The 14,964-nt window shown below is 67.2% G+C and carries 14 protein-coding genes; 8 read left to right on the top strand and 6 right to left on the bottom strand.

Annotation, left to right across the window (positions count from 1 at the left end; all coding sequences use genetic code 11):
* Positions 1–2: 2 nt before the first annotated feature.
* From dnaQ to AncyloWKF20_RS16020, 5 genes are read right to left on the bottom strand one after another with little or no spacing between them, the layout of a single operon-like run.
* Complete coding sequence (dnaQ, locus tag AncyloWKF20_RS16040) at positions 3–719, bottom strand: DNA polymerase III subunit epsilon (RefSeq protein WP_279314998.1); 717 nt, start codon at positions 717–719, stop codon at positions 3–5.
* Positions 712–1,323 carry a dephospho-CoA kinase gene (gene coaE, locus AncyloWKF20_RS16035; protein ID WP_279314997.1) on the bottom strand — a complete coding sequence of 204 codons (612 nt, stop codon included), beginning with the start codon at positions 1,321–1,323 and terminating at the stop codon, positions 712–714. Before coaE ends, dnaQ begins: the two co-directional genes overlap by 8 nt.
* Positions 1,320–2,165, bottom strand: coding sequence for a shikimate dehydrogenase (locus AncyloWKF20_RS16030; protein ID WP_279314996.1), 846 nt, complete (start codon positions 2,163–2,165; stop codon positions 1,320–1,322). The genes coaE and AncyloWKF20_RS16030 overlap by 4 nt, the downstream gene beginning before the upstream one ends.
* Positions 2,162–2,794: a Maf family protein gene (locus tag AncyloWKF20_RS16025; protein WP_279314995.1), complete on the bottom strand. Its 633-nt coding sequence runs from the start codon at positions 2,792–2,794 to the stop codon at positions 2,162–2,164. Before AncyloWKF20_RS16025 ends, AncyloWKF20_RS16030 begins: the two co-directional genes overlap by 4 nt.
* Complete coding sequence (locus tag AncyloWKF20_RS16020) at positions 2,787–3,656, bottom strand: kinase/pyrophosphorylase (protein WP_279314994.1); 870 nt, start codon at positions 3,654–3,656, stop codon at positions 2,787–2,789. The genes AncyloWKF20_RS16025 and AncyloWKF20_RS16020 overlap by 8 nt, the downstream gene beginning before the upstream one ends.
* A gap of 322 nt (positions 3,657–3,978) precedes the next feature.
* Between AncyloWKF20_RS16020 and hemE the strand changes: the two genes are divergently transcribed.
* The 4 genes from hemE to AncyloWKF20_RS16000 all read left to right on the top strand — a co-directional run bounded on the left by hemE (position 3,979) and on the right by AncyloWKF20_RS16000 (position 7,513).
* The gene (hemE, locus tag AncyloWKF20_RS16015) at positions 3,979–5,007 is read left to right on the top strand and encodes a uroporphyrinogen decarboxylase (RefSeq protein WP_279314993.1); all 1,029 of its coding nucleotides are present in this window, start codon (positions 3,979–3,981) and stop codon (positions 5,005–5,007) included.
* Positions 5,008–5,049: 42 nt separating this feature from the next.
* Positions 5,050–5,475, top strand: a complete 426-nt coding sequence (hemJ, locus tag AncyloWKF20_RS16010) for a protoporphyrinogen oxidase HemJ (RefSeq protein WP_279314992.1) — start codon at positions 5,050–5,052, stop codon at positions 5,473–5,475.
* A 249-nt stretch (positions 5,476–5,724) separates the two neighbouring features.
* Complete coding sequence (rho, locus tag AncyloWKF20_RS16005) at positions 5,725–6,990, top strand: transcription termination factor Rho (protein WP_267584506.1); 1,266 nt, start codon at positions 5,725–5,727, stop codon at positions 6,988–6,990.
* Positions 6,991–7,048: 58 nt separating this feature from the next.
* Positions 7,049–7,513 carry a hypothetical protein gene (locus AncyloWKF20_RS16000; RefSeq protein WP_279314991.1) on the top strand — a complete coding sequence of 155 codons (465 nt, stop codon included), beginning with the start codon at positions 7,049–7,051 and terminating at the stop codon, positions 7,511–7,513.
* 331 nt (positions 7,514–7,844) lie between these two features.
* Here the strand turns inward: AncyloWKF20_RS16000 and AncyloWKF20_RS15995 are convergent, their stop codons facing one another.
* Positions 7,845–9,863 (bottom strand): thioredoxin domain-containing protein, encoded by a 2,019-nt coding sequence (locus AncyloWKF20_RS15995; RefSeq protein ID WP_279314990.1) that lies wholly within the window; start codon positions 9,861–9,863, stop codon positions 7,845–7,847.
* Between the two features lie 73 nt (positions 9,864–9,936).
* Between AncyloWKF20_RS15995 and mnmE the strand changes: the two genes are divergently transcribed.
* The 4 genes from mnmE to AncyloWKF20_RS15975 all read left to right on the top strand — a co-directional run bounded on the left by mnmE (position 9,937) and on the right by AncyloWKF20_RS15975 (position 14,954).
* The gene (gene mnmE / locus AncyloWKF20_RS15990; protein ID WP_279314989.1) at positions 9,937–11,307 is read left to right on the top strand and encodes a tRNA uridine-5-carboxymethylaminomethyl(34) synthesis GTPase MnmE; all 1,371 of its coding nucleotides are present in this window, start codon (positions 9,937–9,939) and stop codon (positions 11,305–11,307) included.
* 200 nt (positions 11,308–11,507) lie between these two features.
* On the top strand, positions 11,508–13,364 hold the full coding sequence (gene mnmG / locus AncyloWKF20_RS15985; protein WP_279314988.1) for a tRNA uridine-5-carboxymethylaminomethyl(34) synthesis enzyme MnmG: 1,857 nt from the start codon (positions 11,508–11,510) through the stop codon (positions 13,362–13,364).
* A gap of 47 nt (positions 13,365–13,411) precedes the next feature.
* Complete coding sequence (gene rsmG, locus AncyloWKF20_RS15980) at positions 13,412–14,065, top strand: 16S rRNA (guanine(527)-N(7))-methyltransferase RsmG (RefSeq protein WP_279314987.1); 654 nt, start codon at positions 13,412–13,414, stop codon at positions 14,063–14,065.
* 31 nt (positions 14,066–14,096) lie between these two features.
* Entirely contained in the window at positions 14,097–14,954 is an 858-nt protein-coding gene (locus AncyloWKF20_RS15975) for a ParA family protein (protein ID WP_279314986.1), read from the top strand.
* The last annotated feature ends 10 nt before the right edge of the window (positions 14,955–14,964 follow it).

Here is a 14,964-nt window from a genome sequence, read left to right as displayed (position 1 = left end):
ATTCACGCGGCCGGGGCGGAATCGCTGCCGGCCGCGTAATCCTTCCAGATCGCCGCATCGCCCAGGCTCGCCACGAAGGCCGCATGCGCCGCCACCTGTGCCGGATCGAGGCGGGCGGGCAGAGGGCGCGGACGCTCCCGCGGGGCGCCGATGACGAGTTCGGTGGTCTCTTCGCGGGTTTCCGCCACGGTGAGGCCGAGCGCGGTCTGCCGGCCCCCGCACAGCTCCGCATAAACATCCGCCAGAAGCTCAGAATCGAGCAGAGCGCCATGCTTGGTGCGGCGCGAGCCGTCGATGCCATAGCGCGACATCAGGTCGTCGAGGCGGTTCGATGCGCCGGGATGGCGCCGGCGCGCGAGCATCAGCGTGTCGATAACCCGGTCGAAACTGATCGGCGGGCGCCCGACCTTGGCGAGTTCGGCGTTGATGAAGCCGATATCGAACGCCGCGTTGTGAATGACCAGCGGCGCGTCCGCGATAAAAGCCAGGAACTCGTCCACCACATCGGCGAAGAGCGGCTTGTCGGACAGAAACTCCGACGACAGCCCATGGACGTTGAACGCCTCGATCGGCATGTCCCGCTGCGGGTTCAGATAGACATGATAGACCTGCCCCGTCGGGATGCGGTTGTAGATCTCCACACAGCCGATCTCGACCAGACGGTCGCCCGTCAGCGGGTTGAGGCCGGTGGTCTCGGTATCGAGAACGATCTCACGCAAGGTGGTCTCCTTCGCTCAGGCGCGCGATCAGCGCCGCGACTTCGGCGCGGGCATGGTCGAGGCCGGGGCCGGTGTCGAGCAGATAATCGGCCCGGCGCCGCTTCTCCGCATCCGGCATCTGCCGCTTCAGGATCGACGCAAATTTCTCCTCTGTCATGTCCGGGCGTGCCATCACGCGGGCGCGCTGCACAGCTTCCGGCGCGGTGACGACGAGAACCGCGTCGGTCCGCTCCCGCGCGCCGGTTTCGAACAACAGGGGAATGTCGAGCACGGCGAGACGAGCGCCGGCCTGCGCCGCCTCGCTGAGAAAAGCCGCCTCGCGGGCGCGCACCAGCGGGTGAACGATGGCTTCCAGCCGGTGCATGGCCGCGTCGTCGCCGAGAACGCGGGCGCCCAGCAGGGCGCGGTCGATCCGCCCATCCACCGTCACGCCGGGAAAAGCCGCCTCGACGGGGGCGACGCCTTCCGCGCCATAGAGCGCATGAACCGCGGCATCCGCGTCGTGCACGGGAACGCCAAACTCGCGGAAGAAGGCAGCCGTCGTGGTCTTGCCCATGCCGATGGAGCCGGTGAGACCCAGGCGGAACGGACCCTTGGCGCTCATCGCAACTGACCCTTGGCGGCGAGGTCGGCAATGGCGAGTGCGCGCAGCTCGGCCGTCACCTCCGGGCGCACACCGAACCAGCGCTCGAAGCCGGGCACGGCCTGGTGCAGCAGCATGCCGAGCCCGTCCACCGTCTTCAATCCGCGCGCCTTGGCGACGGCGAGAAGTGGTGTCTCCAGAGGCACATAGACGATATCGGTGACCACGGCATCGGGCGACAGCGCGGAGAGGTCGATGTCGAGCGGCGGCTGGCCCTTCATGCCGAGCGAGGTGGTGTTGACGAGCAAACGGCAGCCATTGAGCCGGCCGGCAAGGTCGCGCCATTCCACCGGAAGCACGCGCGGGCCGAACTGGTCGCGCAGAGCCTGCGCCCGCGCTAGCGTGCGGTTTGCCACCACGACCCGATCGATGCCGCGCTCAAGCAGGCCGTAGACGACAGCACGTGAGGCGCCGCCGGCACCGAGAACGACGGCCTCCCCGAGTGCCCGCGCCCAGTCCGGCTCGGCGGCATCGAGATTGGCGAGAAAGCCCGGCACGTCGGTGTTGGCGCCATGCAGGCGGCCATTCTCGAGCCAGAGCGTGTTGACCGCGCCGAGCGCGGCGGCGACGGAATCAAGTTCCGCGGCGGCGCGGAAGGCCGCTTCCTTGTGCGGCACGGTGACATTGGCACCGATGAGCCCGCTCGCGGCGAAATCCGCGAGAAACCCGTCAATGGCGTCAGGCGCGACGTCACACCGCCCATACTCGCCGTCAATCCCGTGCTGCGCCAACCAGTAGCCGTGGATCAGCGGCGAGCGGGAATGGGCGACGGGATGGCCGATAATGGCCGCGCGGCGGGTCACAGCAGGTCTCCACGGGAACGCAGAAAGGCAAGAAGCGGCAGCAGCGGCAGGCCGAGAATGACGGAATGATCGCCCTCGATGCGCTCGAACAGATGGATGCCGAGACCCTCGAGCTGATAACCGCCCACGCTCGATAGCACCGCGTCACCTGCGGCCGCGAGATAGGCATCGAGCGTTGCATCACTCAAGGCGCGCATGGTGAGATGGGCCGACTGAACCGTCTCGAACAGCACGTCACCGTCCTTTGCCACCGCGACGGCGGCGTGCAGACTATGGGTGTTGCCGGCCAGCCGCGCCAATTGGCGGCGGGCGGCCGCCATGTCCGGCGCCTTGTGAAATGCCTCGATCCCCAGCGCCAGCGTTTGATCGGCGCCGATCACCAGCCGTCCGGGCAGAAACGCGCTGCCGGCCAGTGCCTTGGCGCGGGCCAGCTGCACAGCCACCTCGGCAGGATCGGCACCCGTGCGGACCGCGGCATCCTCAAGCGCGCGCTCATCCACGGCAACCGTGAACGCTTCATGCGGAAGCCTGGCGGCGGTGAGAAGAGCGCGGCGCGCGGTGCTCTTGGAGGCGAGGATGAGCGGGGCGGCGCCCTGCCAGAGCGGATTTTCCAACGTCAAATCAGGCACCTGTGGCCTCAGAGCTCTTGCGACGATGTTCCTGCAGCAGCCCGATAATGGCGGCGGCCGTTTCTTCGATGGAGCGGCGCGTTACGTCGATCACGGGCCAGCCATGTCGGGCGCAGAGACGGCGAGAAAAGGCGATCTCCTCGGCCACGGCATCGCGGTCCACATAGGAATCCTGCGACGACGACGTGGCATTAAGCCCGAGCAGTCGGTTGCGGCGGATCTCCACCACGCGTTCCGCGCTGGCGACGAGGCCCACCACCAGCGGCCGCTTGAGATGGGGAAGTCCCGGCGGAATCGGAATGTTCGGCACCAGCGGGATATTGGCGGTCTTGATGCCACGATTGGCGAGATAGATGCTGGTCGGTGTCTTGGACGAGCGGGAGATGCCGAGCAGCACGACATCGGCGGCTTCAAGCCCGTCCGTGTGCTGGCCGTCGTCATGCATGACGGTGAAGTTCATCGCGTCGATGCGGCGGAAATACTCGCCATCGAGCTGGTGCTGGCCGCCGACGCGCGGCTCGGGCACGCCGCCGAGATAGGCCTGGAACAGCCGGACCACCGGGGCGAGAACGGAGAGAACCGGCACGCCATTGTTCTGACAGTAGATTTTCAGCCGATTGCGCAGTTCCGGGTCGGTCAGCGTGTAGAGCACGATGCCGGGGAATTCCTCAATCGCCTGAATAGCCTTGTCGAGCTGCCGGTGGGTGCGCACGAGCGGGTAGATGTGCTCGATCGGCTTCACGCTGTACTGCGCCGCCGCCGCACGACCGACGCTGATCAGCGTCTCGCCGGTGGAATCCGAGACGAGGTGCAGGTGGTAATAGCTTTCCGCCTGACGGCCCGGATCAGTCACACCATTCATCCACAGGGCTGTGCATAGGCTGGGAACAAGCCATGGGTTGCTGACGTTAGCAAGCCCCGGCCTGTTGACGACGCTCGTTTCCGTCCACAGCCGCGCCGCCTGTGAGTCAAATCAAGGTCGTCTTCCTGAGTTATGGGGATAATCTGCCGCAGCCGCGCAAGCTCTTGAATCGGAAAGCGTTTGTCCAACGCGGCCGCGGCCTGTCTGAGAGCTTGGCTGGGGGCTTGTTGTGGCGAGCCCGGAACGCGTCTAATGCCCACGCCTAAACACCTACGACTCTCATTTAAATAAGATTCCTTAAGTCAGAAGGGCAGGGGACAGAATGGCTGAGCGGGTGGTGAAAGCGGTGCTGGACGGTCATGTCGCCAGCCGCACGCCGATCTGGATGATGCGCCAGGCTGGACGCTATCTGCCGGAGTACCGGGCGGTGCGGGCAACCGCCGGCGATTTCCTCACCCTCTGCTACACGCCCGAGCATGCGATCGAGGTGACGCTCCAGCCGATTCGCCGCTTCGGCTTCGACGCGGCGATCCTGTTTTCCGATATTCTCGTCGTCCCGCACGCGTTGGGCTGCGACCTCACCTTCGAGCAGGGCGAAGGCCCGCGGCTGAGCACCGTGACGAACCTCAATGAACTCAATGCTTTGAGCACTGAGCTCGACGCCTCGAAGATCGACCGGGTCTATGAGGCGGTCACTGAAATCCGCGCTCGGCTGCCCGATGAGACGACGCTGCTCGGCTTCTGCGGCGCCCCCTGGACGCTCGCGACCTATATGATCGCGGGCCGGGGAACGCCCGATCAGGCCCCCGCGCGCCTTGCCTCCATGCGCGATCCCGCCTTCTTCGCGGCGCTGATCGACAAGCTGGTGGAGGCGTCCGCGACCTATCTCATCGGCCAGTTCCGGGCCGGGGTGGACGCGGTCCAGATCTTCGATTCCTGGGCTGGGGTGCTCGATCCGGAAGCGTTTGAGCAGTGGTCAGTCAGGCCGATCAGGCGGATTGTCAGTGCAGTGAGAGCAGAAATTCCCGAAGCCCGCATCATCGCCTTCCCGAAGGGCGCGACGCAGGCCGGGCTCACCTCGATGGCGCTGGCGAGCGGGGTGAACGGCGTCGGGCTCGACTGGACGGCGGACCGGCGGGCGGTGCGCGGAGCCCTCGGCGGGCGCTTCGCCCTTCAGGGCAATCTCGACCCGCTGGCGCTGATCGCCGGCGGGGCGGCGCTCGACCGGGCCATCGACACGCTGATGGCGGATTTTCGCGGCGCGGCGCATATTTTCAATCTGGGGCACGGTATCCGGCCGGAAACGCCGATTGCCCATGTCGAGCAGATGATCCGACGTCTACGCGGTTGAAGATTGCGCGGCTGAGAGATGCCCGGGTGAGGGGGTGGCGCTATGGCCTATGACTGGATCAAGGCGCTGCATGTGATGGCGGTCATCTCCTGGATGGCCGGGCTGTTCTATTTGCCGCGCCTCATGGTCTATCACTGCGACGCGGCGCCCGGCTCGGTGCAGTCCGAGACCTTCAAGATCATGGAGCGGCGCCTGCTCAAGGCGATCATGAACCCCGCCATGATCGTCACCTGGCTCGCCGGGCTTTATCTGGTCTGGGCGGGCGGCTGGTATGTCGCGCCGTGGATGCACGCGAAATTCGCGCTGGTGCTGGCGATGAGCGCGTTTCACGGGCGCTGCGTGGGCTGGGTGCGCGATTTCGCCGAGGATCGCAACACAAAGGCCGGGCGCTATTTCCGCATCGCCAACGAGGTGCCGACGCTATTGATGATCGGCATCGTCATTCTGGTCATCGTTAAGCCTTTTTGAGCGCGCTTCTGCCGTCCTCGTGCGGGGGTTGCACCGAATCGCCGCTTTGCCTATGGTGCCCCTCGCTTCCGCTAAGCTGGCTGATGCTCCATTACTGACCGGTATCTCCCCGATGCCGGACGGGGTATCGGATGAGAGGCCGGCTCATTGCCGGCCGCGTCCACGGACCAGCGCCTTCCTTTCCTGCTTTATCCCGGCCAGTGTCTTCCGCCTTTGCCGGGGTCAATCCAACTTCCGAGGCCTTTTCCCATGGGGGAAATGAAGCTCCAGGACCTCAAGTCCAAAAATCCGGCCGAACTTCTCGCTTTTGCGGAGGAGCTCGAGGTCGAGAACGCCAGCACGCTGCGCAAGCAGGAGCTGATGTTCGCCATCCTCAAGCAGCTTGCCGCCCGCGAGACGGACATCATTGGCGAGGGCGTCGTCGAGATCCTCTCCGACGGCTTCGCCTTCCTGCGCTCGCCGGACGCCAATTATCTGCCCGGTCCCGATGACATCTATGTCTCGCCGAGCCAGATCCGCCGCTTCGGCCTGCGCACCGGTGACACGGTCGAGGGCCAGATCCGCGGCCCCAAGGATGGCGAGCGCTATTTCGCGCTGCTCAAGGTCAACACGATCAATTTCGAAGACCCTGAGAACATCCGCCACAAGATCAATTTCGACAATCTGACGCCGCTCTATCCCGACGAGCGTTTCAAGCTCGAAATCGAGGATCCGACGCGCAAGGATTTCTCCGCCCGCATCATCGATGTCGTGGCGCCGATCGGCAAAGGCCAGCGCGCGCTCATCGTCGCGCCGCCGCGCACGGGTAAGACGGTTCTCTTGCAGAACATCGCCCAGTCGATCACCACCAACCATCCCGATTGCTACCTCATCGTGCTGCTCATCGACGAGCGGCCGGAGGAAGTGACCGACATGCAGCGCTCGGTGAAGGGCGAGGTGGTCTCCTCCACCTTCGACGAACCGGCCGCCCGCCACGTCCAGGTCGCGGAAATGGTCATCGAGAAGGCCAAGCGCCTCGTCGAGCACAAGCGCGACGTCGTGATCCTACTCGACTCCATCACCCGTCTCGGCCGCGCCTACAACACGGTCGTGCCGTCCTCGGGCAAGGTGCTGACCGGCGGTGTCGACGCCAACGCCCTGCAGCGCCCCAAGCGCTTCTTCGGCGCGGCGCGCAACATCGAAGAAGGTGGCTCGCTCACCATCATCGCCACGGCGCTGGTCGATACCGGCTCGCGCATGGACGAGGTGATCTTCGAAGAGTTCAAGGGCACCGGCAATTCCGAGGTCATTCTCGACCGCAAGGTGTCCGACAAGCGCGTCTTCCCGGCGATCGACATCACCCGTTCGGGCACCCGCAAGGAAGAACTGCTTGTGCCGGCGGACGTTCTGAAGAAGATGTACGTCCTGCGGCGTATCCTGAACCCGATGGGCACGGTCGATGCCATCGAGTTCCTCTTGGACAAGCTGCGCCAGACCAAGACCAATGGCGACTTCTTCGATTCCATGAACACCTGACGGGGCGGGGGCCCCGTCTTCCGGCCCGGCAACGGGCGGAAGGATGGAGGGGGATTTGATGAGCGGGCTTCGCGGCATGCGGCTTCGGCAGCACCGGCTGCCCTCTCGGCTTTGTCCCACCCTCTCCCATGGCTCCGTCGCGGCGAGCCTTGCGCTGGCCGCGACGTTCTGGCTCGCGGCGCCCTCCATCGCGCTGGCCGGCATGGCCGAGCGCGAGCCTCCCGTGCCCGTGCTGTGGCTTCTGGTGATCGGCGCTGCCGCACTGAGCTGGGTGATGGCCTGCCGGCGCTGGTGGCTGCCGCTGGCGATCTGGGTCCCATCGGCGCTGTTCATCTCCAGCCTCATCGCCGACTTCGCCGATCCCGTCATCGGCCCGGCGGTGCGCGAGGAGCTGGGCGTCCTCTATATTCTCGAGGCGGACCTTGCCGGCGCGCTGCTGCTGGTGGTGCCGCTGATGTTCGCCAATATCCGCTTCACGCGGAAGGAAGAGCGCCCGCGCCGTCCCGGTTCGCGCTTTGGTTGAAACGAGCGGTCCGTAACGCCCCTAAGTAGGTGTTTCGGTTCCGAAATGATGACCTTCAGAATTGACTCAGGACGCCCATTTGCGGGGTCGTCCGATACATCCTTCGCAAAAGGCGAGATGCCCGCCAGCGGTCAATTCTGAGCCGTTGAGTAGGATGGGGCCGATTTCTCCCCAACTTATCCACAGGCCTACCCACAAGGTGCTCACAAGGTCGCGCACAGGCTGCGCGCGCACGCTCTGATCGCGTCGGTGCCTCTTGTCCCGCCCTTCCGTGGAAGAATTGGCGGCGCGCGATCCCTGATGCCCGCCGCAAATGCTCAAGGCTCGGCCGTCAGGCCGGGATCGTGCCGCTGACGGTGATGACCTCGGCCAATTGATTCGGCTCCGTCACCGGCAGCGAGCACACCGTGCCGACGCAGATGAAGGCGGCCGGCTCGCTCACCGCCGCCGCCTTGGCCTGCGCCGGATGAGTGGCGGGGAGGGCGCCAGCGTCGGTGACGCGCTGGATCACCATGTCGGTGCGTGGCAGGCGGCGCGCGGCCTCGAACAGCGCCTCGGCCTGCGGCCCGTCGCCGACGATGACGATCTGCGGCCCCCGCAGGCGGGTGTCGAGCGCGTTGAGCAGGCCGGCATGGCCATAGAGCTGCGGCGCCGCGCGCGGCAGAAGGCCGGCGAAGAGCTGGTCGGCGCGGGCGAGATAACCGGCATCGCCGGTGAGGGTGGCGAGCTGCACGAGGTTGCGGGCGATCAGTGCCTGCGGGTTGGTGACGGCATCGTCCGCTGTCGCCTGCGGGCGCACCAGCAGCCCCTCGGCATCGTCCGCCGTGAGATAATAGCCGCCATCCTCCGCCGCATGATGGGCTTCCAGCGCCCCCTGCCAGGCAACGGCCTGATCGAGATAGGCCGCCTCCCCGGTCGCCTGATGCAGAGCGAGCGCCGCCCCGATCATCGCCGCATAGTCGGCGGAGAGGCCGGGGAAAACCAGCTTGTCGGTGCGCCAGCTATGGCCGAGGCGCCCATCGCGCACCATCGATTCGGCAATGAAACGAAAGGCGCGGGCGGCGAGCTCCACCCATTCCGGTCGGCCAAAGCGCGGCGCGGTGTTGGCGAGCGCGGCGATCATCAGGCCGTTCCAGTCCGCTAGCACCTTGTCGTCGCGCCCCGGCGGAATGCGGCGCGCCCGCACCTCCAGCAGCTTGTCGCGCAGCATGGCCAAGCGGATCTCGTCGGCGGGGGAACGCTCGACTTCCTTCAGACGATTCGGGATCGAAACGCCTTCCCAATTGCCGAAGGGGGCGATGTCATAATGCTTGGCGAAGAACTCGGCATCCGCCGCGCCGAGCGCGTCGAGCACCTGCTTGAGGGTCCAGACGTAATATTTGCCCTCATGCCCTTCGGAATCCGCGTCGAGGCTGGCGGAGAAGGCGCCGCCCTCGGTGAGCATCTCACGCTCCAGCCAGCCGACCGTCTCCTCGGCGCGGGCGCGGAACAGATCGGCGGTCGTCTCGGCATAAGCGAGGCCGAGCAGGTCGAGGATCTGCGCGTTGTCGTAGAGCATCTTCTCGAAATGCGGCACCAGCCAGTGGTCATCGACCGAGTAGCGCGAATAGCCGCCGCCGATATGGTCGTAGATGCCGCCCTCGCTCATCCCGTCCAGCGCGTGCAGCGCCGCGTCGCGCAGCTTCTGCCGGCCGGAGCGCTCATAGCCGCGCCAGAGCAATTCGAGGAAGGGCGTGTTGGGGAATTTGGGCGAGCCCTGGAGGCCGCCATGCACGGGGTCCATGACGCCGAGAATGCGGCCGGCGACATCGTCGAGCTCGTTGAGGCCGATCGTCACCGCGCCGGCGGGCCGCGCTTTCTCGCGCAGCCGGTGCAGCAGCGCCTCGCGGTTCTGCGCGATGCGGGGATCGCCGGAGCGATAGGCGTTGGCCATGGTCTTCAGCACATCGGTGAAGGCCGGCTGGCCGTATTTCGCTTCCTTGGGGAAATAGGTGCCGCCCCAGAAGGGCGCGCCTTCCGCGTCGAGGAACATCGTCATCGGCCAGCCGCCCTGGACGCCGAGCTGCTGCAAGGCCGACATGTAGATCTGGTCGACCTCGGGGCGTTCCTCGCGGTCGACCTTGATGTTCACGAAAAGCTCGTTCATCACGGCCGCCGTCGCCGTATCCTCGAAGCTCTCATGCGCCATGACGTGGCACCAGTGGCAGGCGGCATAGCCGATGGAGAGCAGGATCGGCCGGTTGGTCGCCCGCGCCTCCGCAAAGGCGGCCGGCTCCCATTGCCACCAGTCGACCGGGTTGTCCTTGTGCTGGATGAGATAGGGGCTGGCGGCGTCCTTGAGGCGGTTCACGGGCGGTCTCCGGCGGCGGCGCTTCGGTTCGCGTTTGTGTGAGAGAGATAGGGCGTAGCGTGGGAGCGAGACAGTGAAAAGCGGAATCGAAGGCGACAGTCTCGCGCGCGACACCATCGCCGCCGTGTCCTCGGGCACGGGCGGCGCGGTGGCGGTGATCCGCCTCTCAGGCCCTTTGGCAGGGGAGGCGGTGCGCGCGCTGTGCGGCCGCCTGCCGGAGCCACGCCGCGCCAGCCTCGCCATCCTGCGCGATCCGGTCAGCGGCGAACGTCTGGATGAGGGGCTGGCCCTCTGGTTCCCTGGCCCGCGCAGCGCCACCGGCGAGGACATGGCGGAGCTGCAGATCCATGGCGGGAGGGCGGTAATCGCCGCCGTGCTCGGCGCGCTCTTCGCCTTGCCAGGCCTGCGGCCGGCGGAAGCGGGCGAGTTCACCCGGCGCGCCTTCCTCAATGGGCGGATGGACCTTGCCAGCGCCGAGGGCCTCGCCGACCTCATCGCGGCGGAGACGGAAGGCCAGCGCCGGCTCGCGCTCGCCCATGCCTTTGGTCATCTCGGCGCGCGGGTCGAGGCGTGGCGGCGCCAGCTCATCCAGGCCATGGCGCTGGTCGAGGCCGGCATCGACTTCTCGGACGAGGCCGATGTTCCCGCCGAGACCCGCGCCCTGGCCCACCCGCCCATCGTCGCGCTGGCGGGGGAACTGCGCGCCGCCCTGGCGGATCGGCGCGGGGCGCTGCTGCGCGAGGGGGCGGTGATCGCGCTCGCCGGGCGTCCCAATGCCGGCAAGTCCTCGCTGATGAACGCGCTCGCGGCGCGCGATGTCGCCATCGTCTCCGATGAGCCCGGCACCACGCGCGACGTGCTGGAAGTCGCGCTCGATCTCGCCGGCCACAAGGTCACGCTGCTCGACACCGCCGGCCTGCGCGAGGCGACCGGCAAGGTGGAAGCGGAAGGCATTCGCCGCGCCCGCGCCCGCATCGGTGAGGCCGACCTCGTTCTCTGGGTGCATGATGCCACGGACGGGCCGGCGCCCACCGACATCCCCGATGCTCCCGCTGGCGAGGGCGCAGCGCGCTGGCTACTCGCCAACAAGGCCGACCTCGCGCCAGCGCCGCTCGCCTCGCCCGACTGGGCGGCGCGCAGCTTCACCGTCGCGGCGACGACGGGGGAGGGGCTCCCCGATCTCATCGCCGCCCTCAGCGCCTTCGTCGCGGCGCGCGCGGAAGGGGCGGAGCACCCCATGCTGGTGCGCGAGCGGCACCGCGCCGGCGCGCAGGAGGCGCTCGGTCATCTCGATCTGGCGCTCGCGGGCTGGGACGATCTCAGCGAGGAATTGCTGGCGGAGGAGCTGCGCCTTGCCGCCCGCGCGCTGGGCCGCATCACCGGCGCCATCGGCACGGAAGATCTGCTCGACGTGGTGTTCCGCGAGTTCTGCATCGGCAAGTGACGGGATCGTCGGAGGCGGACTGTCGACCCCGTTTCACGTGAAACAGGCGCGCGCCGCCGGACGATTCGTTAGCGAAATGTTTCACGTGAATCAGCCTCCCCAGCTTTTGCGGGGCCGTCCCCCGCGTGCCCTCGCTTGACGGGGCCGGCGAAGCAGGGCTTCTAGCGCCATCCCATTTCCTGCCGCGTGAGCCATGCCCGATGAGCGAGGCCGATCTTTCCTTTGATGTCGTGGTCGTTGGTGGTGGCCATGCCGGTGCTGAGGCGGCCGCTGCCGCCGCGCGGGCGGGCGCCTGCACGGCGCTCATCACGCATAACCGCGCCACCATCGGCGCCATGTCCTGCAACCCGGCGATTGGCGGCCTCGGCAAGGGGCATCTCGTGCGCGAGGTCGATGCGCTGGACGGGCTGATGGGCCGGGTGGCCGATCAGGGCGGCATCCAGTTCCGCGTGCTGAACCGACGCAAGGGCCCGGCGGTGCGCGGCCCGCGCGCCCAGGCCGACCGCAAGCTTTACGCCCAGGCGATGCAGCGGGCGATCGATTCGCAGCCGAACCTATTCGTGGTGGAGGGGGAGGCGGACAGTCTGACTCTCAACGGCACGCGCGTCACCGGCCTCGTCTTGGCGGATGGCCGGGCCATCGCGGCGGGCGCCGTCGTCATCACCACCGGCACCTTTCTCAATGGCCTCATCCATATTGGCGACGAGCAGACCCCGGCCGGGCGGATGGGCGAGGCGCCGGCGCGCGGGCTCTCCGGCTCGCTGGCGCGGATCGGCCTGACGCTCGGCCGGCTGAAGACCGGCACGCCGCCGCGCCTTGATGGGCGCACCATCGACTGGGCATCGCTGGAGATGCAGGCGGGTGATGACCCGGCCGAACCTTTCTCGATGCTCACGAGCGCCATCACCAACCCGCAAGTGGCGTGCGGCATCACCCGCACCACGGCGGCGACGCATCAGGTGATCCGCGACAACATCGCCCGCTCGGCCATGTACTCCGGCAACATCCAGAGCGTCGGACCGCGCTACTGCCCGTCCATCGAGGACAAGATCGTCCGCTTTGGCGAGCGGGAAGGACACCAGATCTTCCTGGAGCCGGAGGGGCTGGACGACCCCACCGTCTACCCGAACGGCATTTCCACCTCGCTGCCGGCCGAGGTGCAGCGCGCCATCCTCGCCACCATTCCCGGCCTCGAGCAGGTGGTGATGGTCCGGCCGGGCTACGCCATCGAGTATGACCATGTCGACCCCCGCGAGCTGGAGCCGACGCTGGAGACTCGCAAGGCGCAGGGGCTTTTCCTCGCCGGGCAGATCAATGGGACCACCGGCTATGAGGAAGCCGCCGCGCAGGGGCTGGTCGCTGGCCTCAATGCGTCGCGTCGCGCCTCGGGTCTCGATGGCGTGACCTTCGATCGGGCCGAGGCGTATATCGGCGTGATGATCGACGATCTGGTGACGCGGGGCGTAAGCGAGCCCTATCGTATGTTCACCTCGCGCGCGGAATACCGCCTGTCGCTGCGGGCCGACAATGCCGACCAGCGGCTCACCGCGCGGGGCGATACGCTCGGGCTGGTGGGCACGGAGCGCCGGGCTCATTTCACCGAGAAGCAGGCGGCGCTGGCGCGGGTGCGCGATTGGGCGCGCTCGGTCTCGATCACACCGGGGGAGGGGGACAAGCACGGCCTCTCCCTCAACCGCGACGGTCAGCGGCGCAGCGCCTTCGATCTTCTGTCCTACCCGACCATCGCTTGGGCCGACATTTGCCGCATCTGGCCGGAGGCGGCGGGGGAGGCGGCGGCGATTGGCGAGCAGGTGGAGATCGACGCGAAATACGCGGTCTATCTCCACCGGCAGGAAGCGGACATCGCCGCCTTCCGCCGCGAGGAACAGGCCGAGCTGCCGGAGCTGGACTATGCCGCGCTGGGCGGTCTCTCCAATGAGATCAAGGCCAAGCTGGAATCGATTCGGCCCCGTACCATTGGCCACGCCAGCCGCATTGACGGCATGACGCCGGCGGCGCTGGCGCTGCTGGCGGCCCATGCGCGCCGCGCCCGCTGAGGCGCGGGTCCAAGCGTATCTTGGCGGTATCTGCTAGGGTTGGGGCCATGAACTCGACCGATTCGGACCGCGCCCGCGCCCTGCGCCTCACCCCTGTTTCACGTGAAACAGAGGACCGCCTCGTCGCCATTGTCGCGCTGCTGGAGAAGTGGCAGCGCACCATCAACCTCATCGCCCCGGCGACGCTGCCGACGATCTGGACGCGGCATGTGGCCGACTCGCTTCAGCTTGTGCCGCTGGCGGGTGAGGGGGTTCGGCGCTGGGTCGATCTCGGCTCCGGCGGCGGCTTTCCCGGTCTCGTCGTTGCGGCCGTTCTGGCCGAGCGCGACGGGGTGGATGTGACCCTGGTCGAGAGCGACACACGCAAGGCGGCCTTCCTGCGCGAGGCGGCGCGCATTGCCGAGCTGCCGGCGACGGTGCTGCCGGCGCGCATCGAGCAGATCGCGCCGCAGATCGCCGCCGGTGTGGAGGTCGTTTCGGCCCGCGCGCTTGCGCCATTGCCGCGTTTGCTGGAGCTGGCGCACCCTTTCCTTGCACAGGGCGCGCGCGGCCTGTTCCTGAAGGGACAAGATGTTGATAACGAATTGACCGAGTCAGCTAAATCTTGGAGAATCGACGCTAAGATCACAGAAAGCCTGACCGACAAAAGCGGGCGCATCGTGATCGTCGAGGCGGCCGAGCCGCTGAAGCCGACGCATTGACCTTTCAAGCCGCGTCACCGGGATCGCAGACATGACCGACGAGATTCCGCTTGTTCCCGCCGTCCCGCGCGCGCACCCGCGCGTGCTCGCGCTCGCGAACCAGAAGGGCGGGGTGGGCAAGACCACGACCGCCATCAATCTCGGCACGGCGCTCGCCGCCATCGGCGAGAGCGTGCTGGTGGTCGATCTCGACCCGCAGGGCAACGCCTCGACCGGTCTTGGCATCGACCGGCGCAGCCGCCGCGTCTCGACCTATGACGTGCTGACCGGCGACGCCTCCCTGCGCGAGGCGGTGCTGCCAACCGCGGTGCCGCGCCTGCATATCGCGCCCTCGACCATGGATCTCTCCGGCCTCGAGCTGGAACTGGCGGACCGGCGTGACCGCGCCTTCCGGCTGCGCGACGCCATTCGCACGCTCAACGACGACGACTCGATTCGTGAGCGGAACGAACCCGCCTACAGCTATGTGCTGATCGACTGCCCGCCCTCGCTGAACCTCATCACGGTCAACGCCATGGCGGCGGCGAACGCGATCCTCGTGCCGCTGCAATGCGAGTTCTTCGCGCTGGAGGGCCTGTCGCAGCTGCTGAAGACGGTGGAGCAGGTGCGCACCACGCTGAATCCGGGGCTTTCCATCCACGGCATCGTGCTGACCATGTTCGATGCGCGCAATAACCTCTCCAACCAGGTGGTGGAGGATGTGCGCCAGTTCATGGGCGACAAGGTCTATGAGACGATCATCCCGCGCAATGTGCGGGTCTCCGAGGCGCCGTCCTATGGCAAGCCGGTGCTGCTCTATGATCTCAAATGCGTCGGGTCGCAGGCCTATCTTCGTCTCGCATCCGAAATAATTCAACGCGAGCGCGCTCTGCGCGCGACGGCGGCGTAAGGGGAGGCGG

Origin of the sequence: Ancylobacter sp. WKF20 (assembly GCF_029760895.1) — a bacterium.
In the GTDB taxonomy this organism is placed as follows: domain Bacteria; phylum Pseudomonadota; class Alphaproteobacteria; order Rhizobiales; family Xanthobacteraceae; genus Ancylobacter.
Note: the sequence above shows the minus strand (reverse complement) of the source record. Positions and strands in the feature narration are given on the sequence as shown.